The organism is Thalassospira sp. A3_1, from assembly GCF_017744215.1.
Classification (GTDB): domain Bacteria; phylum Pseudomonadota; class Alphaproteobacteria; order Rhodospirillales; family Thalassospiraceae; genus Thalassospira; species Thalassospira lucentensis_A.
This window is the reverse complement of sequence record NZ_JAGHQQ010000001.1, coordinates 927,657-949,798: the sequence shown is the minus strand read 5'-3', so window position 1 is coordinate 949,798 and position 22,142 is coordinate 927,657. Positions and strand designations below refer to the sequence as shown.

The following is a 22,142-nucleotide window of genomic DNA, read 5'->3' as shown; positions in this document are numbered from 1 at the left end:
TTCCATCCAAATAACATCAGGTCGATAAAAGCGACGGTAATTCTTTATCCAATCTATACATGTGCGAGATAGCATTTGGGACCCTTTATCGCAACGTAAACCGCCCTTTCTTGCAGGTTGTCCGGCAAACTGCTGCCTGCGTTATACGATGCATGTAAAATCATTGCGAAGGGTGGGTCCATCACCCTACAACTAGGATCACAACACAATTATTCGACGGATATCATGAGCAAGACAGTCACTGTCAGTGATCAGAAAGGTACCGAAACCCTTGCCGGACAGCTTGCCGCCCTGGCAAAAGCCGGTGACGTGATCCTGATGCACGGGACGTTGGGGATGGGGAAAAGCGCGTTTTGCCGCGCCTATATCCGCGCGCTTGCCGGTAATCCGCATGAAGAAGTCCCAAGCCCGACCTTTACACTGGTTCAGGTTTACGAACTTGATCCGGTCCCGGTCTGGCATTTCGATCTTTACCGGCTTTCCGATCCCGAAGAAGTCCACGAACTTGATATCGAGGACGCCTTTGCCGATGGTGTCAGTTTGATTGAATGGCCTGACCGGTTGGAATATCTGACGCCGCAAGACCGGCTTGATATTCATATCGAACCCGGATCAAACCCAGATGCGCGCGTTTTTCAACTGGTCCCGTATGGCGAGGATTGGGAAAAACGGATAACAAATCTGCCCGGGGTCGCATCATGACCGTGATGGGACGTCAGGATGTCATCGCCAGGTTTCTGCGCGAAAATGGCTGGGCTGATATTGAACCCGTCGCATTGGTTGATGATGCATCGGCGCGAAAATATTATCGTCTGGATAATGGGCGACAGACGGCCCTTCTGATGGATTTTCCGCCTGACGCGATCAGTGTCGACCCGCACGGTATTCATGAAAACCCGGAACGTCCGGCTTCGGTCACGCCGGTTATTGCAACGACATCACTGCTGTCGCAAGCCGGTTGGCGTATCCCCGCGATATATGCAAGCGATGTTGCGCTTGGCCTTGTCCTGATCGAGGATTTTGGCGATCTGACCTTTACCCGCGCGCTTGATCTGAGCGGGGCCTCCAAACCGGCACTTTATCTGCGTGCGGTGGATCAGCTCATCACCCTGCACCAATATTGTGATACCCGGTTTGAAAGTGCGGATTCCGGGCTGGTCCGATACGGACCAGACAATTTCAAGCGCATGCTGCAAAGCTTCAAGGACGATTATCTGCCGCTGATCGTGACGGATGTCGCAAAGCGCAGCCGTGCCATCAGCGAATTTGATGCGATGCTTGAGGCCGTGTTGCCGAACTGCTGGAAATCCGGCGAGGTGATCATTCACCGCGATTATCACGTTGATAATCTGATGCTGGTTGAAAATGACGAGGGCGGCGAGGATTGCGGCATCATTGATTTTCAGGACGCGGCAATTGCCCCGCGGCCCTATGATCTGGTGTCGCTTTTGCGCGATGTACGTCATGATATTGGGGTCGAACTTGAAAACAGCCTGAAGGACCGATATTGCGCCGCCTTTGAAAATCTTGATCGTTCCGATTTCGAAATGTCTTATGCGGCCTGCAATATGGTAAGGAATTTCAGGATATTGGGTCGGTTCGGCTGGCTCGCGATCAAGGCAGGCAAACGACGCTATTTTGATTTCATCCCGCGTTGCTGGGAATTGATCGTGCGCGATGCAGACCGCAATCTGCCGGAACTGGCCGCATGGATTGCACATCATATCCCGGTCGAGGCACGAATGGCTCCGTCACTTTTAAGCCGACAGCAATCGTCCGAACAGGGGGCATCCTGATGAGGGACAAGAACGCAAAGGCGCAAGCAATGGTTCTGGCTGCCGGGCTTGGCAAACGCATGCGTCCGATCACCGATCATATGCCAAAGCCGCTGGTGCCGGTTGCGGGCAAGCCGATGCTTGATCACGTACTGGATAAGCTGGCTTTGGCGGGCTTTGATCAGGCGGTGGTCAACAGCCATTATCTGGGGCAGATGATTGTAGACCACGTCGCGACCCGGACCCTGCCGCGGGTGCTTTGTTCGCCCGAGGAAGACCTGCTTGAAACAGGCGGCGGGGTGAAAAAGGCCCTGCCAATGTTGGATGATCAGGCCGTGCTGATTGCCAATGCGGATGTCTTCTGGACCGAAGGGGCGGAGCCGCTTTTTGATCGCCTGACAGAGGCATTCGATCCCGATCATATGGACGCGTTGCTTGCGATCTATCCGGTCGAAGGGGCGTTTGGTTATGACGGTGCGGGTGATTTCTTCTGGCAGGTCGATGGTCGGTTGAAGCGTCGCGGCGATGCCGTGTCTGCCCCGTATTTCTTTACCGGTGTTCAGATCCTGTCGCCGCGATTGTTTGAAAATACCCCTGATGGCGCGTTTTCATCAAATCTGGTTTACGACAAGGCATTGGCATCGGGGCGTTGCTTTGGTCTGGTTCATGACGGGGACTATTTCCATATCGGCACGCCAGAAGCATTGGCCGATGCCGAAATCGTCATTGCAGATGTATTGGCGCGCGAAAGTGCCGCCAGAACCGCCAAAGCCGGGGGCGGCTGATGGCGGATCTGTTCGATTATATGGACGCCGCCGATACCTTTGTCGCACCGGCGGCACAGCCGGAAAACCTGTTTTATATCCCGCCGGGTGCTGCTTTTGCCGATCTGATTGCAAAACAGCTGATTGCCGAAACGGCCAGCCAGCCCGTTGCCTTGTCCGACTATGTCCTGATGGTACCCAATCGCCGTTCGGCCAAGGTGATGCGCGATGCGTTCCTTCGTCAGTCGAATGGGGCGGTGACCATGCTGCCGACCATCCGCGCATTGGGCGAGGCTGACGAGGACGAACTGGCGATTTACGGTGCAGGTGGCGAACAGGCAGCCCTTGATCTGCCACCATCCATTCCGGATCTGCAACGGAAACTGCTGTTAACCCGCCTGATCATGAACCGGCCCGATCATAAGGGCGATAAACCAACCGCGGATCAGGCCGCCCGTCTTGCGGGCGAACTGGCGCGGTTTCTTGATCAGGTGCAGACCGAAAACTGCAAATTTGATGATCTTAAGGGACTGGTGCCTGCCGAATTTGCCGAACATTGGCAATTGACGCTGGAATTTCTGCAAATCCTCACCTTGCACTGGCCCGCCATTCTCGAAACCTATCAGGTCAGTGACCGGGCCATGCGCCGCAATGCCCTGATTGCCGCCCAGATCACGCTTTGGCGGGAGAACCCGCCGGCCACACCAATCATTGTCGCCGGATCGACCGGCCCGTTTCCGGCATTGCGCGATCTGATGAGTGCGGTTTTGAACATGCCGCATGGTCGTGTGGTCCTGCCGGGTCTGATGACGGGCTTGGGGCGTGACGACTGGCAGGCGATTGGCGAGGACGCCACCCACCCGCAGCATCTTTTGGGAACGACATTGCGTCATATCGGGCGTGATCCAGCGACGGTTCTGCTTTGGCCATCGGTGCCTGCGGCGAGCCCTGGGCAGGAAGAACGTCGGCGTTTGGCCCGCGAAGCCCTGCGCCCGGCGCAAACCACCGATCAGTGGCGCCATGTTGGCAATTTCGCATCCGATGTGCTTGATGGTGTGCTGCGTATCGATTGTTCCGGTGCCCGGGAGGAGGCCGCCACCATTGCCCTTCTGATGCGTGACGCGCTTGAAGTGCCGGGCAAGACATGCGCACTGGTAACACCAGACCGGGGATTGGCGAGGCGCGTGGCAACCGAACTTCGCCGCTGGGAGGTCGAGGTTGATGATTCGGCCGGTATCCCCTTGCACGACACCGCACCGGCGATTTATCTGCGCCTTGTCGTGCGCGCCGTGCAGGAACAGTTTGCTCCGGTCCCGTTGCTGGAGCTTCTGAAACATCCGCTCAGCGCGGCAGGGTTACCGCCCGAACAGTTCCGTGTCCTGACCCGGCAGATGGAACAATATGTTTTGCGTGGCGCACGCCCCGGTCCGGGTTTGGACGGGTTGCAGGTTGCGCTGGATGGCTGGCGTGATGAGACGATTGAGCGTATCACCGCGTCTGGTGCGGATAATGCGGCCCCGCGGATTGAACGCATCCGTGATGACCATGCGCGGCTTTCCGACCTGATCGCGCGGTTTGAAACCTGTTTGGCGCCGCTGCTTGATCTGATGGATGAAAAATCGATCTCGCCGGTTGGTGCATTGCGCTGTCATATTCAGACTGCCGAGGCCCTGGCGGCAAGCGATGTGCAGGACGGGGCGGAGCGCCTATGGCGCGGCGAAGCGGGCGAGGCCCTTGCCGATTTTGTCCATGAACTGCTTCAGGCATTAACCGATTTCGTCCCCATGCCGGGTATCCGGTATGCGGCCTTTCTGGATGCCTTGATGGCAGAGCGTGCCGTGCGTCCGAAGTTTGGCAAACATCCGCGCCTGTTTATCTGGGGCACGGTCGAAGCCCAGATGCAGCAGGCCGATCTGACCATTCTGGGTGGATTGAACGAAGGTGTCTGGCCCCCCGAAGCCGGTGCCGATCCATGGATGAGCCGCCCGATGCGGCGCAATTTCGGCTTGCCAGCGCCAGAACATCGCGTTGGCCAGTCGGCCCATGATTTTCAGCAGCTATTTTGTGCGCCAGACGTTGTGATGACCCGGGCCCTGCGCGTTGAAGGCACGCCAACCGTGCCGTCCCGCTGGTTGTTACGGATTGAAAACATTCTTCGGAAGTCGGGCGTTTCAATGGAAAAGTCCGACGCCCATGCGTGGCGTGCGATGGCCGATCTGCTCGATGAACCGCGCGATGACATGCGCCGCAAAATTGGCCGTCCGGCTCCGACACCACCGGTTTCGGCCCGCCCACAGCGGCTGTCGGTTACCCAGATTGAAACATGGATGCGTGATCCGTATGCGATCTATGCCCGGCATATCCTTGGTTTGCGCAAACTTGACGGGGTGGACGAAGATCCCGGTGCGGCGGATTACGGCAATCTGATCCATGATGCCCTTGATCAGTTTATTTCGAAATATCCCGATCACCTGCCGCCTGACGGCGAACATCAATTGATCATGATCGGGCGCGAGGTGTTCAAGCCGCTTGCTGCCCGTCCGGGTCTTTGGGCGTTCTGGTGGCCACGGTTCGAACGGATTGCCCGCTGGTTCATCCAGACGGAGGCCGCACGCCGTGATGATGTGCGCAAATCCTATACCGAACAATCCGGGACGCTTGAAACCGCGACAGGGTTCGAAGTCTATGCCCGTGCGGACCGGATTGACGTGCTGCGCGATGGCGGGATCGCGATCATTGACTACAAAACCGGGATGCCGCCCAGCCAAACCGATGTTGCCAGTGGTTTCGCACCGCAATTGCCGCTTGAAGCTGCCATTGCGCAGGACGGCGGATTTAAGGATGTCCCGGCGGGTCCCCCGGCTTCGATGGCGTTCTGGAAACTGTCCGGCGGTGATCCGGCGGGCGAAATCCGCGAGATCGATACCAAACGCATGAAAACCACGCCGGCAGAACTGGCGCGTGATGCGGTGGCCGGGGTGAATGTACTGGCCAAGGCCTTCGCAGATGAAAAAACGCCTTATCTCAGTGTGCCGCATCCTGATCATGCGCCAAAATATTCCGATTACATCCATCTGGCGCGCCTCCGCGAATGGATGGGCAGCGAGGATGTCGATACGACGGACGGTAACGAGAACAAGGATGGTGACGCATGACCGAAATTCGCGGCACCGATCCCAATATCCTGCAACGCAATGCGTCTGACCCGATGGCGTCGGTCTGGGTGTCGGCATCGGCCGGTGCGGGCAAGACCAAGGTTCTGTCGGATCGGGTGTTGCGCCTGATGCTGTCGGGGACCGAACCCCATCGTATTCTGTGTCTGACCTTTACCAAGGCTGCGGCGGCGGAAATGGCCAACCGTGTCAATGAACGGCTGGGTCATTGGGCCACAATGGAAGATCGTGAACTTCATGACGATCTTTTCAATCTGGCTGGCACCGCGCCAAGTGGCGATGAAACGCGTCGCGCGCGCCGCCTGTTTGCATCGGTCCTTGATGCGCCGGGCGGGATGAAAATCCAGACGATCCATGCTTTTTGCCAGTCATTGCTGCGTCGCTTCCCGCTTGAGGCCGGTCTGGCACCGCATTTTGAAATCATGGATGACCGGACTGCGGCCGAAACCATGGCCGATGTGCAGGAAGAAGTGCTGGCTTTTGCCCGAAATGGCCGGGACGACGATCTGGCGGATGCCCTGTCGGTCGTGACCGGACAGGTCCGCGAAGGTGCCTTTGGCGAGGTCATGGGTGAATTGGCGCGTGAACGCGGCCGTTTGAAACGCATGCTGGCCCATCATGGCGGTGCAAACCGGATGCGCGATGCGGTTTATGCGGCCCTTGGTGTTCCGGTCGGACAGGACGAAGACGCGGTATTGCGCAAGGCCCTGTCTGATGATGCGTTTGACCGCGACGGCCTGATGCGCGGCTTGGCCGCGTTGGAGGCCGGGACCAAAACAGATCAGGACCGTGTTCCGGCACTGGCCCAGTTTCTTGAAAAAACCGGTATCGAGGATCGGCTTGCGGTATTTTCAGATTATCGCGGTGTCTTCTTTACCGCTGCAGGCGAACCGCGTGCCAAGCTGATCACGAAAAAGGCCGCCGAAAATCACCCGATGGGGGCCGATGCACTGGAAGCCGAATGTGCGCGCCTGATCGAAGTCGACCGTTTGCGCAAGGCCGCAGCCCTGGCCGGGGCAACGGCGGCCCTGATCAGTATCGGAAATGCGATGCTGGATCGATATGCCGCGAAAAAGGCCCTGCATGCCCGCCTTGATTATGATGATCTGATCCTGACCAGCTTGCGGTTGTTGCAACAGCAGGCCGGGATTGCCGGGTGGGTGTTGTTCAAACTCGACGAAGGTCTTGATCATATCCTGATTGACGAGGCACAGGACACCAACCCCGAACAATGGGAAGTGGTGCGCATTCTGGCCGAGGAATTCTTTGCCGGTGCCGGGCAACATGATGAAAAGCCACGGACAATCTTTGCCGTTGGGGATGCGAAACAATCGATTTACAGCTTCCAGCGCGCCGATCCGGAAAAATTCACCCAGATGCGGGCCTATTTCCGCGAACGGGCACGCGAAATCGAAGCCGAGTGGCGCGAAGTCCCGATGAACATATCCTTCCGTTCGACCGATGCGGTTTTGGGTACGGTGGACCGGGTCTTTGCCGGGATGATAGCGAAGCAGGGTGTCGGTGATGATGGCGCTGATGTCAGCCACAGCCCGTTCCGCGTCGGGCAGGCCGGGCGGATTGAATTGTGGCCCGCAGTCGAGCCGCAGGAACGTGATGCCGAAGACCCATGGACGCCGCCAACCCGCATCGTGCGCCTCGAAGACCCGGAAATCAGGCTGGCGCGGGTGATTGCCGGGCGTATCCGCCATGCCATCGATACGGACGAGAAACTGATATCGCGTGACCGTCCAGTGCGGGCGGGTGATTTCATGATCCTGGTGCGACGTCGTACCGCCTTTGTCGACGAGGTCGTCAAGGCGCTGAAGGAACGAAACGTTCCTGTCGCTGGTGTTGACCGCATGCAGATCACCGATCAGCTTGCGGTGATGGACCTGATCGCCTTTGGCCGATTCCTTTTGATGCCCGAAGATGACCTGACATTGGCCGAGGTCCTCAAAAGCCCGCTGATCGGGTTTGACGATGATCAGTTGTTTGCGATTGCCCATAACCGTCCGCGCACCCTTTGGCTTGCCTTGCGCGAAAAGGCCGGTGCGGGCGATGCTGATCCGGCCTTCCTTGCGGCCTATGAATTTCTGTTCAAATGGCTGGGGCGGGTTGATTACGAACGTCCGTTCGAACTGTTTGCCGAACTTCTGGGTGGGCGCGGTGATGATGCGCGCGGGGTGCGCGCACGTCTGGTCGGGCGGCTCGGGATCGAAGCAAACGACCCGATTGACGAATTCCTTAACCTCGCGATGGGATACGAAGCCGATCACGCGCCAACCTTGCAGGGGTTCCTGCACTGGCTGATGGCAGGCGACGCCGAAATCAAGCGTGACCTTGAACAAAGCGGCCGTGATGAGGTCCGGATCATGACGGTGCATGGGGCCAAGGGCCTGCAGGCGCCCATCGTATTCCTGCCCGATACCATGCAGGTACCAACACAGGCGCCCAACCTGTTCTGGCAGGAAGATCGCGACCTGATGTATTGGCTGCCGCGTGTGGCACTGGAAACCGATGTGGTGTCGCGTCTGCGTGATGGTATCGCGATCAAGCGCGATCAGGAATATAACCGCCTGCTTTATGTGGCGCTGACGCGCGCCGAAGACCGGCTTTATATCTGCGGCTGGCAGGGCAAGCGCAAGGCACCCGATCATTGCTGGTACAATCTGTGCCAGCAGGCCATGGAGGGCTATGCCCGGTCCGAGCCGTTTGATTTTTCCGATTTTTCTGGGTCCGGCTGGGCCGGTGATGGCTGGGTATGGGAAACCGATCAGCGCGAAGCACCCCGGGCCGACAAGGTCGAAACCGCAAGCGGTGCGGCAGATTTGCCCAAACGGGCCCTGATTCGCGATATCGCCCCGATCGAGGCCTTCCCGCCCAGGCCATTGGCCCCCAGCCGCCCGCTGGAAGAAGAACCGTCTGTGCAATCGCCATTGGGCGGTGATCAGGGCCAAAGCTTCAAACGCGGGCTTCTGATTCACAAGCTGCTTGAATTGTTGCCCGACCTGCCTGAAGCCAAAAGGCGGGCGGCTGCCGAACGGTTCCTTGCCCAGCCGGTTCATGCGCTTGATGCAGACCAGCAGCGCGAAATCACCAATGAAACAATCGCGATTTTTGAGAATCCCGAATTCGCACCTGTTTTTGATGCCGGATCAAAGGCCGAGGTGCCGCTGGTCGGGATCGTCGGCGGGGACGTCGTTTCCGCACAGATTGACCGTCTGGTTGTGCGCGAAAACGAGGTCATGATCGTTGATTTTAAAACAAATCGTCCGCCCCCGCGCGATGTCGAGGGGACACCACGTGCTTATCGTCGGCAGATGTCGATTTACCGGGCCGCATTAAGCCAGATGTATCCGGACAAACGCATTCGCTGTTTCATCCTTTGGACCAACGGACCATGGATGGTAGAGCTGCCCGAACACATCATGAGACTGTAACGCGCTTGACGTTTGCGTCAGTGCTGCCTACCTTTGCCTCCATACAGCGGATCGAGGTGAGCGGTTTACCCCACTTGGCCTCGTAACAACCAGGAACTGATAGTATGACCACGATTAAAGTATCCGATACTTCGTTCGATTCCGACGTTCTGGGTTCCAACGACCCGGTTCTCGTCGATTTCTGGGCGGAATGGTGTGGCCCGTGTAAACAGATCGCGCCGTATCTGGACGAAATTGCTGGCGAACTGGGCGGCAAGCTCAAGATTGCCAAAGTGAACATCGACGAAAACCCGAACACCCCGGCGAAATACGGTGTGCGCGGTATCCCGACCCTGATGATCTTCAAGGGTGGCGAAGTTGCAGCGATGAAAGTTGGCGCGCTGCCGAAAAGCGCTCTGGTTGACTGGATCAATCAGTCGATCTGATCATCTGATCGGTGACGATCTTAAAACATCAAAAGGCGGGCTGTGTCATGCAGCCCGCCTTTTTTGTCAGATTGGCGCTAACAATCACGCAGCCCTGATATCGTTCAGGAACTGCTTTATCTGAGTCATCAGATTCTGTGATTTGTTGTTCAGGCTGCCGGATGCCGCCAGAACCTGACCGGATGCCTCGCGTTCTTCTTCGGCCGCCTCGCGCAGGCCGATAACATTTTGCGCGACGTCCTTGGTGCCGGTTGCCGCTTCGGCGACATTGCGGGCAATTTCGGCGGTGGCGGCATCCTGTTCGCGGACGGCTGCGGAAATGCTGGCCGCGACCTCGTTCAATTCCTTCATGCGACCGGAAAGATGCTTGATTGCGCCAAGTGCATTCTGCGTCGATTCCTGAATGCCACCGATTTGGCCCGCGATATCTTCGGTTGCGCGTGTGGTCTGGTTGGCAAGGTTTTTGACCTCGGCGGCGACAACCGCAAAGCCCTTGCCGGCATCACCGGCACGTGCGGCCTCGATGGTGGCGTTAAGCGCCAGAAGGTTTGTCTGTTCGGCAATTGACTGAATAAGTTCAACCACCTCGCCGATCTTGTCGGATGCTGTCCCCAGTTCGGCAAAAATCGTGCTGGCTTCGTCGGCTTCGGTTGCACCTGATTGGGCGATGTCCGAACTCCGCGAAACCTGCGATGTGATTTCGTCGATGGACGCGGCAAGCTGTTCTGCGGCGGCGGCAACGGTGTCCACATTGGCCGCTGCCTGTTCGGTTGCTGCCGCAACATTGGCTGCCCGCCCGGTGGTTGCGTCGGACTGGCTGGCCATGCCTGTGGCCGTGGCGCGTAATTGCTCCAGCGCGCTGTGAACCGTCGACAGGTTCCCCTCAACCTCGGTCTCAAAGCTTTTAATCAGCTTTTCGACCTTTTCCGCACGGGCAATCTGGGTCTTGTGCGTATCTTTCTGTTCCCGTTCAAGCTTTTCGGCCTGTTCGCGGTTTGATCTGAAAACGTCAAGTGACCGGGCCAGAGCACCGATTTCATCACGCCGATCTGTTTCGTCTGTGGTGACACTGGTATCGCCCTGTGCCAGTTTGTTAAGCGCCTCGGTGATTGTCCGCAAGGGTCGGGTTGTCGATCTGTCAATCGCAAGTCCGGCCATTCCGATGACGATCAGCATGGCAATCGCGACCGCGATATCATTGATGGCGGTCTGCCAGAAAATCCCGTCAACATCGTCGATATAAACGCCGGTTGTTACCACCCAGCCCCACGGCTTGAATGTTTCGGCATAGGCCAGTTTGGGAAATACCCCGTCATGCCCCGGTTTGTTCCACTCATAAGTCAGGAAACCGCCTTCGGGATTGCGGGCCGCCTTGACCATTTCATCAAGGATCGGAACACCATTGACGTCAATCACCTGTTTGCCGTTCTGACCGTTCAGTTTTGGCTGGATCGGATGCAGGATAACCTTGGTATCAAGGCCCAGTACAAACACATAGTTGTTGCCGGCGTAACGGGCATTCTGAATGAACTCTGTCGCGCGGGTTTGCGCTTCTTCAAGGGTGATCTCGCCAGATTTGACGAGCTGATCATAATGGCTAAAGGTCGAACGGGTCATATCGACGATTTGCCGGACATTGGCTTTCTTTTCTTCGACCAGTGCAGATCGCAGTGTCACAAGATCAAAGATCGCCAGACCACCCAGCGCAAAAGCCGTCATTACCAGTACCATCCGCAATTTGGCGGAAAGCGAGAAATTGGAGAGTTTCATCGGGTTCTCCGTGTTTGGACGTTAACGGCGGGAAACTGCATTCAGCAAAAGCTGTCAGACCAGCATAACTGCAACATAGGGTTGTGCAGATGTGCGGTTTTATAAAAAGAGCTTTGCCATTTGTTCCTGATCGAAATCAAAAAACCCGTGGTAAAATGAAGAATCCTCAGTGAAATGAGTACTGCGACGAAATCTGCAAACGAAAGAGGGATGCACATGGCATCCCTCTTTCATTTGTCGATGATATTTTTGGTTGCAGGCGGATCAGTATTCGTAAGGTGATCCGTCCATGTTTTCCATCAGGACTTCGCGTTTGCCAACATGGTTGGCGGATGAAACAATCCCGTTTTCTTCCATCTGTTCGATGATGCGGGCGGCACGGTTATAGCCGATCGACAGTTTGCGCTGGATGAAACTGGTGGATGCCTTTTTCTCACGCAGGACAATGCCGACAGCCTGATTATACAGGTCATCATCCGATCCGTTCCCGCCGCCATCTGAACCGCCACCACCGGCCATATAGGCCGCGACCGGATCTTCTTCCGGTTCTTCGGTAACGGTTTCAAGATAGGCCGGATCACCCTGATCGCGCAGATGGGCAACGATGCTTTCGACTTCCTCGTCCGATACAAACGGACCATGGACGCGCTGCAATCGGCCGCCTTGGCCCATATACAGCATATCCCCCTGACCCAGAAGCTGTTCGGCACCCATTTCACCAAGAATGGTCCGGGAATCGATTTTCGAGGTAACGGAATAGGAAATACGTGTCGGGAAGTTCGCCTTGATCGTACCGGTGATCACGTCGACCGACGGACGCTGGGTTGCCATGATCAGGTGCAGGCCCGCCGCACGTGCCATCTGTGCCAGACGCTGGATCGATGCCTCGACATCCTTGCCCGCCACCAGCATCAGGTCGGCCATTTCGTCGACGATAACCACGATAAACGGCAGCGGCTCCATCGGCAGTTCCTGATCTTCAAAGATCGGTTTGCCGGTTTCCGGATCAAAGCCCGTCTGGACGCGGCGGGTAAGCTGTTCGCCCTTGGCGGCTGCTTCCTTGATGCGTTTGTTATAGCCCGCGATGTTACGCACACCGACCTGGCTCATGGCGCGATAACGGTCTTCCATTTCGCGCACCGCCCATTTAAGGGCGACAACCGCCTTGTGCGGGTCGGTCACAACCGGCGTCAGAAGATGCGGGATACCATCGTAAATCGACAGTTCCAGCATCTTCGGATCGATCATGATGAAGCGGCATTCTTCCGGTTTCAGGCGATAAAGCAGCGACAGGATCATCGCATTTACACCAACCGACTTACCCGAACCGGTCGTACCGGCAATCAGCAGGTGCGGCATTTTCGCCAGATCGGCAATCACCGGCGTACCGCCGATATCCTTGCCAAGGCTCATATTAAGCTTGCCGGTATTCTTTTCAAAATCGCTGGATGCCAGAATTTCATGCAGATGCACGGTTTCACGGCGCGAATTCGGCAATTCGATACCGATCACATTGCGTCCCGGTACAACCGCCACACGGGCAGCAATCGCGCTCATGGAACGTGCGATATCATCGGCAAGACCGATCACGCGTGATGACTTAACACCTGCGGCCGGTTCAAGTTCATAAAGGGTAACGACCGGGCCGGGGCGAACCTGAACGATCTCACCCTTAACGCCGAAGTCCTGAAGAACGGTTTCCAGAAGGCGGGCATTTTGCGCCAATGCTTCCTGATCGATCTGCGTCGCGTCGGCAGGGTCGGGTTCATGCAGAAGGCTAAGCGGCGGGAACCGGTAATCATCTGATCCAAGATCAAAGGATGCCTGACGCTGGGCCGATGCCTTTTCGCCGGGCTGCAATTTTGCTGCCGGTGCGGCGACGATATGAACCGGCGGGGCATGGTCCGCTTCATTGTAATCATCATCGAAATCATCGTCGTCATTGTTGTTATTTGACGATGTTGCCGCTTGCAGGCGGGTACTGATCGCAGCACCGAGGCCGGGTTTCCCCTTATCAAGTGACGGTTCCTGACGCATGCGCGGATTACGGGCGGCTGTACGTTCGCCCGGGCGTTCATCTGCTGAATTGCTGGGAATGGCACGACCAATTCCGGAAATAATACCGCCAGCGATACGCGTCAGGATCGATCCAACCTTTTGCCATTCAGACATATGATAGGCCATGCAGAACATGGTCAGGAACAGGCCGAGCACCATTGAAATCAGCGCAATCAGCGGACGTGCACCCGGCACACCAATTATTTCGAACCCGTATTGAAGCTTGGAAAGCAACAGATCACCGGCAAAACCGCCAAACCCGACCGTAAGCGGCCAATGCATGCCCGGACGAATGGCCGCAGCCGCCGTCGCGACGAGCAACAGGGCGAGCGGCAGAACCAGAAACCGTGCCCACATCCAGTTAAACGGACGAACCGCAATCAGCCGCAGGCCCCAGCCAAGGAGCAGAACCGTCAGCAGGGCAGATGCTAGACCGAGCGTACGAAGCAAGAGATCGGCGGTATAAGCCCCGAATGTGCCAAGCGGGTTAAAGATCACATTGCGATCAGCTGCATGGTTGAAGGACGGGTCACCGGGATGGAAGCCGATCAGCATCATGAAAACGGCAACTGCCGCACCAACCAGGACAAGCCCGCAGATTTGCAACCCGCTTCGTTTCAGCAGATTGACAAGACTGCCCGGCATGAAGGCGGTGCTGCGTGCGAGAAGGTTGGACTGACTGCTCATCGGGGTATCCGTTGTCGTTTCGTCGCTATTGGTCAGGGATCGTGGTTCAGCTCAGCGCGTCGGCAATACGTCGAAGCCCTTCGCGGGTGGTTTCAAGGTCATGGACAAGCGCAATGCGGATAAAGCGTTTTCCGGGATTGTTGCCATCTGCATCCGTGATCGACAGATAGCTGCCCGGAATGACTTTCACACCTTCCTCTGCCCATATTTTGCGGGTGGCGGCTTCATCATCACCGACATCAAGCCACAGGAAAAAGCCCCCCGGCGGGCGATAGAAGCCAAACCGGTTGCCAAAGATTTCCTGCGCGACATCAATCTTGGCGCGGTAAAGATCGCGGTTTTGCGATGCATGGGCATCATCGGCCCAAAGTTCGGCGGATGCGGCCATGATCGGCATTGGAACGGTGGCCGAACAATAACTGCGCAAGGCATTGAAACGTTTGATGATCACCGGGTCGCCCGCGACAAAACCGGAACGCAATCCCGGCGCGCTGGACCGTTTCGACAGGCTGTGGAAAACAACTACATTATCCATCCGGCCGCCCTGTGCTGCACAGATTTCAAGTGCACCAACCGGGGCTTCGCGATCATAGATATCGGCGTAGCATTCATCCATCGCCAGAACGAAATCATGTTCCTGTGCCATGGCGATGATACGTTCAAGATAGTCCCGTGATGCAACAGACCCTTGCGGATTGGCTGGTGAACACAGGAAAAACAGGCTGCAGGCTTTAATCGTTTCGATATCGATCTGATCAAGGTCAGGCAAGAAATCCGTTTCCGGATCTGCTGCCAGCGGCACCATTTCCGCGTCATTAAGTACCGCGGCACCGCAATAGACCTGATAGAACGGATTGGGTAGAAGAACCTTGGGCTTCGGGCCGGGCTGATCCTGCGGGATGACACAGGTTGCAATCAGATAAAGGGCCTCGCGGGTTCCCGCGACCGGCAGGATATGAGCATCCCGATCAATCATGTCCGCAGGCAGGCTGTAACGGCGGTCAAGCCATCCCTTGATGGCGCTTCGCAGCTCGGGCGTGCCGTTTCCTGGCGGGTATTTGTGCCAGAGACTTGCATACTTCACCATCGCCTCAGTGATCATCGCGGGCGGTTCGTGCTGCGGCTCGCCAATCGACATCACCAAGGGCGTCTTGCCGGGTTCAATCCCCTCCAGCAGGGCGGCAAGCCGTGGGAACGGATAGGCAGGCAACTGATCAAGGCGCTGGTTAAACATCGCGTTCGGTATTCCGGTCATGAATGGATCCGTCACATATCAACAGGCGTCAAAATGCGGGTGTCCGTAAAATGTGGGCAATCTCCCCTGACTTTACCCCTATGCCAAAAATACAAAGAAAGATTTAAGGGCAGGGGTTCGAATAACGAAAAAGCCCGGAAAGATGCGCTTTCCGGGCTTTTGACAGGAAATCAGGGCAAAGAATTGGCAGATCAGCTTGCGCGCAGATCATCCTCGGGATAGGCACCGATTTTGTGGATGGATATATCCGCCCCGTCGAACTCGTCTTCTTCAGACAATCGAAGGCCGATGGTCCGTTTGATCGTGCCGTAAACCACAAATCCCGCGATTGCGGCAAACACGGCACCGATCAGTGATCCGGCAAGCTGGGCGCCAAACGAAACGCCGCCCATGCCGCCAAGGGTTTCGAGTCCGAAAATGCCGCATGCAATGCCCCCCATCAGGCCGCACATGCCATGTAACGGCCAGACACCCAGCACGTCGTCGATCTTCCATCTGGTCTGGCACTGGTTGAAGCCCCAGACGAACAGAACACCGGCAATACCGCCAGTGACCAGTGCGCCGATCGGGTGCATGACGTCCGACCCGGCGCAAACGGCAACCAGTCCGGCAAGTGCACCGTTGTGAACGAAACCGGGATCGTTACGTCCTGCGACCAGTGCCGTCAGAATGCCGCCAACCATTGCCATCAGCGAATTGACGGCCACCAGCCCGGTAATGCCGCTAATCGATTGGGCCGACATGACGTTGAAGCCAAACCAGCCAACGCAAAGTACCCATGATCCCAGTGCCAGAAACGGGATGTTGGATGGCGGAATACCAACCAGTCCACCGGTTTTGGTGTAACGCCCGCGCCGGACTCCAAGCGATGCAACGGCACCAAGGGCAATCCAGCCACCAACCGCGTGGACAACAATGGAACCTGCAAAATCGTGGAAAGGTGCGCCAAAGGTGGCCTCAATCATATCCTGGAAGCCAAAATTATTGTTCCAGACCAATCCTTCAAACAGCGGATAAAAGATGCCAACCAGAATGGCGGTGGCAATCAGCTGCGGATAAAACCGCGCCCGTTCGGCAATGCCACCGGAAATGATTGCGGGGATTGCAGCCGCAAAGGTCAGCAGGAAGAAGAATTTAACCAGATCATAGCCGCTGGACGCAAAAAGATGCTGTCCGTCAACCATCGCAGATCCGCTAAGAACCGCGGCATTGCTAAAGAAATCAACACCATAGGCAACGCCATAGCCGATGAAAAAATAGGCAATGGTGGAAACGGCAAAATCGACGATGATTTTAACCAGTGCGTTCACCTGGTTTTTCTTGCGTACGGTTCCGACTTCAAGAAAGGCGAAACCGGCATGCATGGCGAGCACCATAATAGCGCCCATCAGGACGAAAAATACGTCCGAGGCGGTCTGGAATGCCTCCATCGGGCAACCCCCATTTGTTAAATGCGTTTCCTCACGGTCCGGTCTGCGGGGCGCAGCCGGATTCTTGTTCAGGGGCCCCAACATCAATTTCTGTGCCAACAGGGCAAACTGATTGATCGGAACAATGGAAAACGGGTCTTTGCCGGGGGGAAATCGATCACGCTCATATCGGGCGGGGTAACAGCCGGATGGGGCTGTTTGCATGTCTTGTGATCATAATCGTGCCTAAAAAGGCAGCATGGGCAGAATACAAAAGACCCGCCACTGGGATATCCCAAGGCGGGTCAGTCGGTCTGACAGGCAGGGTGCCATGCAGGCATGGCACCCGTCAGGAAATCTGATCGCTTAGAAGCGCTGCGAACCTTTACCGAATTCCGGATAGGCTTCGAGGCCAAGCTCGACAGCATCGCTGCCCAGTGCTTCGTCTTCTTCGCTAAGGCGAATGCCAACCGTGAATTTCAGGATCAGCCACACGATTGCCGATGCGATGATGGTGAAGGCACCCATCGCAACAACACCGGTCAGCTGAACACCAAACGATGCACCGTCATTGGTGAACGGAACCGCCATGGTGCCCCAGATACCGCAAACAAGGTGAACCGAAACAGCACCGACAACGTCGTCGATTTTCAGTTTGTCGAGCAGCGGAACTGCAACAACAACCAGAATACCGCCGATGGCGCCGATGATGATGGCGGAACCGATGGTCGGGGTATCCGGACCGGCAGTGATCGAGACCAGACCAGCCAGTGCACCGTTAAGCGCCATGGTAAGGTCGACCTTTTTGTAAAGGATCTGGGTCAGGATTGCTGCGGCAACAACACCACCGGCAGCAGCCATCGAGGTGTTGCCATAGATGTTGGCAATCGCGATGACGTCAGCAGCAGAACCCATTGCAAGCTGCGAACCACCGTTGAAGCCAAACCAGCCGAGCCACAGAACGAAGGTACCAAGTGTTGCCAGCGGCAGGTTCGAACCGGGCATCGGATGAACCGAACCGTCCGCGCCGTATTTGCCTTTACGTGCACCAAGGATGATTGCGCCGGTCAAGGCAGCCCAGCCGCCAACCGAGTGAACAATGGTCGAGCCCGCGAAATCGGCAAAGCCCATTTCCGACAGCCAGCCACCGCCCCATGTCCATGCACCGGTAATCGGATACAGAACACCGGTCAGGACAACGACGAAGATCATGAACGGCCACAGTTTGATACGTTCGGCAACGGTACCGGAAACGATCGAAGCTGCGGTTGCAACGAACACCATCTGGAAGAACCAGTCGGAAGTCGCCGAATACCCGCCGGAGAAATCGCCACCAAGTGCAGCAGCGTCATCAGCGCTCCACAGGCTGAGCGAACCGATCCAGCCGGAAACGTCCATATACATAAGGTTGTAGCCGATCAGGTAATACATGATACCTGCAACAGCGAAGAGGCCGATATTCTTGAAAAGAATGGTCGATACGTTTTTGGTGCGAACCAGGCCGGATTCCAGCATGGCGAAGCCTGCAGCCATCCACATCACCAGCGCACCACTAAACAGGAAGCTGAAGGTGTTGAGGATGTATTGGGTCTCGGCCGAAACGCCCGCGTCCTGAGCAAAGGCCGGTGATGTGATTGCCAGCGCAGCGGCCCCGGCAAGAGCGGCAAAGCCGGTTTTCTTCATCGGAATGTTCATAATGTCTCCCCTTGTCTCTGGACTTACAGGGCGTCGTCGCCGGTTTCACCCGTGCGGATACGTACCGCCTGGCTCACATCAAGAACGAAAATCTTTCCGTCCCCGATTTTCCCGGTCTGAGCAGTTTTGGTGATGGCTTCGACAACCTGATCAACCAGATTATCCGTGATCGCGACTTCCAGCTTCACTTTCGGCAGGAAGCTGACCATGTATTCAGCGCCACGATAAATTTCAGTCTGGCCTTTCTGGCGGCCAAAACCTTTGACTTCAGTGACCGTCAGGCCCTGAACGCCAAGCGCGCTAAGCGCTTCACGAACTTCATCGAGCTTGAACGGCTTAATGACAGCAGTAACGAGTTTCATAATATTGCGACCTCCCGGCATATCCGTTGAGTACCGACGTGGTAATCACGATTTCGCAGTCGCAACCTACAAACCAAGAATCGTGCCAGATTCAAAAATCATCTTTTAACCAATTGAAATTAAATGATTAATTATGGTTAAGAGGTGATTTTTCGCCAAGGATGGAATAGGGCGCAGAATATAAAATGTGCATAGATTTTGGCGCTGTTTAAAATTTGTGCATAAATTTTAATCAACTATAGCGATCCGAAAAACTTGTTTTACGTCAAGGTGATGTAATACCGGGATCGCTATAGCCAAGGCTCGGACTATTCAACAGATACGATTCCCGGTCTTTTCCCGGCTGATCTGCTTTGACGTTGTGATATCCGGCATCAATTTATCGCTCTGGCTTGTGGCCGGGATCGCGAGGGGTTAAATCAGATACATCTTTCGATGGCGGATTTGCGTAAAAACTGTCGAAAATGGATTCTCCGGTCAGAAGTCAGGTGACTTTGTCCGGCTGGCTTGGAAAGCAAAGGTGTCACAATGGTTGCTCAGCAGGAACAGATTCAGACCGATGTCATCATTCTTGGCGGGGGGCTGAATGGTGCTGCGATGGGGCTTGCGCTTGCGCATGGTGGCCTGCGTTCGGTTGTGATCGATTATGCTGATCCGAAAACCATCCTTACGGCCAATTATGACGGGCGCACTTGTGCGATTGCCGCGGCTTCCCGCTCGGTGCTTGATGTAATTGGTGCGTGGAAATATATGGCAGACGAGGCCGAGCCGATCCTTGATATCAGGATTGCCGATGGCACAAGTCCGCTATTCCTTCATTACGATCACAAGGATGTCGGAAACCAGCCGCTGGGCTACATTGTTGAAAACCTGATCACGCGGGGCGCGCTTTATCGGGCGATTGCCGAAACCGATCTGGTTGACATGATCGCGCCGGCAAGTGTTGAAACCATCGCACGTGATCAGGGTGGTATGACGGTGACACTGGCAGATGGCCGGTCTATCCGCGGCTCACTGGCCATCGGGGCCGAAGGGCGCAATTCGATGTTGCGCAAATGGGCTGGTATCAAGACCTACCAATGGAGCTACAAGCAAAGTGCCGTGGTCTGTACCGTGAAGCACAAGGTGCCCCATAATGGCCTTGCCGTGGAACATTTCCTGCCCGCTGGCCCGTTCGCGATCTTGCCGATGACCGACGACCGCTGTTCGATCGTCTGGACCGAAACAACCGATCTTGCCAATTACCTGGTCAATCTTGACGAGGAGACCTTTGTCGATGAACTGCATCGACGGTTTGATGGTTATCTTGGCGATCTTGAAGTCATCGGTCCGCGTTTCTGTTACCCGCTTGGTCTGCAGCATGCCTATCGCTACACCGACCCGCGCATCGCCCTGATCGGGGATGCGGCCCATGGCATGCATCCGATTGCCGGGCAGGGGTTGAATATGGGCATACGCGATGTTGCCGCGCTTGCCGAAATTCTCGTCGAAGCCCGCCGTATCGGTCGTGATATCGGTGGTTTGGATGTTCTGGCTGAATATGAACAATGGCGCCGGTTTGACAACACGGTGATGCTGGCGGTTACCGATGTGACCAATCGGTTGTTTTCCAATGATGTTGCACCGGTGCGCTGGGCGCGCGATATCGGGCTTGCCGTTGTGCAGAAAATCCCGCCGCTCAAGAAAACCTTCATGTCGCACGCCATGGGGTATGCGGGGACTCTGCCGCGCTTGATGCAGGGTAAGTCGCTTTAATCTTCCCCCTACCCAAGATAGTGATCGATGTCAAAAGGCGATCTTTAGGAATTAAAGATCGCCTTTTGGTTTGGTTATCTGTGCGCAGTTAAAAACAATTCAAAATTGTGTCGCTTTTCATCGGCTTATGTTGATTTGAGTCAAGCTTTTCGCGTTTGCGAAGGCGCAGTGTCCCCGTGACGTATTTTTGAATGCAGGGGATAAACATGACACTTACCCGGAAATTGATGGCCACTGTGGCCTGCTGTGCTGTTGTTGGCACAATGATGATTGCGGCAACCGGCGCACAGGCGCAGGAAGCAGCATTTAAAACCAAACAGGCAGGCGATATTCTCATTCGCGGCCGTGTTATCGGTGTAGTGCCGGACGAAGATACCTCGACCGGTGACATTGCTACCGGGGAAGGCAAGGTCAGCAATGATTACGTTCCCGAGGTGGATTTTTCTTACTTCATTACCGACAACATTGCTCTCGAGTTGATCGCCGCAACGACCAAGCATGATGTTAAATGGCAGAATCCCGATGTTGATCTCGGCTCGGTTAATCTGCTTCCGCCAACTTTGACGGTGCAATACCACTTCCTCTCGGATCAGCGTTTCAGCCCGTATGTTGGTGCAGGTTTGAACTACACCATGTTCTATAACGAGAAATCTGGCGCTGCGAACTCGGTTAAATATGACGATGGCTTTGGCTATGCGTTCCAGGCTGGTTTTGACTATGCAATATCTGGCCCTTGGTCGTTGAACGTTGACGTCAAGAAACTCTTCCTGAACACAACGGTAACTGCCGACCTTGGCGGGGCATCGCCGGCCAAGGTTGATGTGGATCTTGATCCGTGGGTCTTCGGTATCGGCGTCGGTTACCGCTTCTGATCACTGCCGACGGCAAACTTTCCGGTTTGTTGTCTGATCCCAAGAACGGTCCTGTCACATGGCAGGGCCGTTTTTGCTTATGGGTCGGATCAGAGGCGGTCTGTTGCTTTAACGACGCACGGGATCGCGTGACAGGCCGCGTGTTTCAAGGGCGCGAAGGTAATCCGCCCAAAGCTGGTCCTGATTGGCATGAAGGTCGCGCAGATACTGCCAGCTATAAAGGCCGCTATCATGCAGGTCATCAAATGTGATGCGCACCGCATAGTTCCCGACCGGAACGATGTCGATGATGCCGACATGGCGGCGGCCGGGAATGATTTTCTTTTCGGACGGGTGGTGCCCTTGCACCTCGGCAGACGGGCTTTCGACCCGCAGCAGTTCGGCGCTAAATCTTGATGTCAGCCCATCATCCCAGACGACTTCCAGAATATGGTCGTCACGCAGATAGTTGATTTCAACCGGGCTGAAGCGCGGGGTAAAGCTGTCTTCCGACATGAAAACCGTCACAATCAGTCTTCGATGACGCGGGCTTCATCAGGCAGCATGATCGGAATGCCGTCACGGATGGGGTATGCAAGGCCCGCCTTGACGCTGATCAGCTCGTTCTGTTCGCGATTATATTCCAGTGTCTCTTTGGTGACCGGGCAAACAAGGATTTCAAGCAGTTTCGGGTCTACCGGGCTGTGAGTCGCGGTCATTGTT

The 22,142-nt window shown here is 55.9% G+C and carries 16 protein-coding genes; 8 read left to right on the top strand and 8 right to left on the bottom strand.

The genetic code is table 11. From position 1 onward, the window contains the following. Nucleotides 1–225 precede the first annotated feature (225 nt). From tsaE to trxA, 6 genes are all read left to right on the top strand, one after another. Nucleotides 226–702, top strand: coding sequence for a tRNA (adenosine(37)-N6)-threonylcarbamoyltransferase complex ATPase subunit type 1 TsaE (gene tsaE / locus J7395_RS04180; RefSeq protein ID WP_209220619.1), 477 nt, complete (start codon nt 226–228; stop codon nt 700–702). Further along, nucleotides 699–1,796 carry a phosphotransferase gene (locus J7395_RS04175; protein ID WP_209220618.1) on the top strand — a complete coding sequence of 366 codons (1,098 nt, stop codon included), beginning with the start codon at nt 699–701 and terminating at the stop codon, nt 1,794–1,796. The genes tsaE and J7395_RS04175 overlap by 4 nt, the downstream gene beginning before the upstream one ends. Next, nucleotides 1,796–2,560, top strand: coding sequence for a nucleotidyltransferase family protein (locus J7395_RS04170; RefSeq protein ID WP_209220617.1), 765 nt, complete (start codon nt 1,796–1,798; stop codon nt 2,558–2,560). The genes J7395_RS04175 and J7395_RS04170 overlap by 1 nt, the downstream gene beginning before the upstream one ends. Next, nucleotides 2,560–5,694, top strand: a complete 3,135-nt coding sequence (addB, locus tag J7395_RS04165) for a double-strand break repair protein AddB (RefSeq protein WP_209220616.1) — start codon at nt 2,560–2,562, stop codon at nt 5,692–5,694. Before J7395_RS04170 ends, addB begins: the two co-directional genes overlap by 1 nt. Next, nucleotides 5,691–9,152 (top strand): double-strand break repair helicase AddA, encoded by a 3,462-nt coding sequence (addA, locus tag J7395_RS04160; protein ID WP_209220615.1) that lies wholly within the window; start codon nt 5,691–5,693, stop codon nt 9,150–9,152. Before addB ends, addA begins: the two co-directional genes overlap by 4 nt. Before the next feature lie 104 nt (nt 9,153–9,256). Continuing rightward, a complete protein-coding gene (gene trxA / locus J7395_RS04155; protein WP_007088718.1) occupies nt 9,257–9,577 on the top strand; it encodes a thioredoxin TrxA in 321 nt (106 codons plus the stop codon). A gap of 84 nt (nt 9,578–9,661) precedes the next feature. Here trxA and J7395_RS04150 read toward each other — a convergent pair whose 3' ends face one another. From J7395_RS04150 to J7395_RS04125, 6 genes are all read right to left on the bottom strand, one after another. After that, nucleotides 9,662–11,347: a cache domain-containing protein gene (locus tag J7395_RS04150; RefSeq protein WP_062950476.1), complete on the bottom strand. Its 1,686-nt coding sequence runs from the start codon at nt 11,345–11,347 to the stop codon at nt 9,662–9,664. Nucleotides 11,348–11,611: 264 nt separating this feature from the next. Beyond that, on the bottom strand, nt 11,612–14,092 hold the full coding sequence (locus tag J7395_RS04145) for a DNA translocase FtsK (protein ID WP_097051701.1): 2,481 nt from the start codon (nt 14,090–14,092) through the stop codon (nt 11,612–11,614). Nucleotides 14,093–14,138: 46 nt separating this feature from the next. Beyond that, the gene (locus J7395_RS04140; RefSeq protein ID WP_209220614.1) at nt 14,139–15,347 is read right to left on the bottom strand and encodes an aminotransferase class I/II-fold pyridoxal phosphate-dependent enzyme; all 1,209 of its coding nucleotides are present in this window, start codon (nt 15,345–15,347) and stop codon (nt 14,139–14,141) included. A 191-nt stretch (nt 15,348–15,538) separates the two neighbouring features. Continuing rightward, the gene (locus tag J7395_RS04135) at nt 15,539–16,777 is read right to left on the bottom strand and encodes an ammonium transporter (protein ID WP_209220613.1); all 1,239 of its coding nucleotides are present in this window, start codon (nt 16,775–16,777) and stop codon (nt 15,539–15,541) included. Nucleotides 16,778–17,122: 345 nt separating this feature from the next. Beyond that, nucleotides 17,123–18,451 (bottom strand): ammonium transporter, encoded by a 1,329-nt coding sequence (locus tag J7395_RS04130; protein ID WP_062950926.1) that lies wholly within the window; start codon nt 18,449–18,451, stop codon nt 17,123–17,125. A 23-nt stretch (nt 18,452–18,474) separates the two neighbouring features. Further along, a complete protein-coding gene (locus J7395_RS04125; protein ID WP_007088725.1) occupies nt 18,475–18,813 on the bottom strand; it encodes a P-II family nitrogen regulator in 339 nt (112 codons plus the stop codon). Nucleotides 18,814–19,341: 528 nt separating this feature from the next. On the opposite strand from J7395_RS04125, the gene J7395_RS04120 reads away from it, so the two are divergent. Together J7395_RS04120 and J7395_RS04115 are read left to right on the top strand one after the other, a co-directional pair. Next, a complete protein-coding gene (locus tag J7395_RS04120) occupies nt 19,342–20,568 on the top strand; it encodes a UbiH/UbiF/VisC/COQ6 family ubiquinone biosynthesis hydroxylase (protein WP_209220612.1) in 1,227 nt (408 codons plus the stop codon). A 206-nt stretch (nt 20,569–20,774) separates the two neighbouring features. Next, nucleotides 20,775–21,440 (top strand): OmpW family protein, encoded by a 666-nt coding sequence (locus tag J7395_RS04115; protein ID WP_209220611.1) that lies wholly within the window; start codon nt 20,775–20,777, stop codon nt 21,438–21,440. Nucleotides 21,441–21,548: 108 nt separating this feature from the next. On the opposite strand, the gene J7395_RS04110 is transcribed toward J7395_RS04115, so the two are convergent. Further along, nucleotides 21,549–21,935: a DUF971 domain-containing protein gene (locus J7395_RS04110; protein ID WP_062950933.1), complete on the bottom strand. Its 387-nt coding sequence runs from the start codon at nt 21,933–21,935 to the stop codon at nt 21,549–21,551. Between the two features lie 14 nt (nt 21,936–21,949). After that, nucleotides 21,950–22,138: a Trm112 family protein gene (locus tag J7395_RS04105; RefSeq protein WP_062950936.1), complete on the bottom strand. Its 189-nt coding sequence runs from the start codon at nt 22,136–22,138 to the stop codon at nt 21,950–21,952. Nucleotides 22,139–22,142 lie beyond the last annotated feature (4 nt).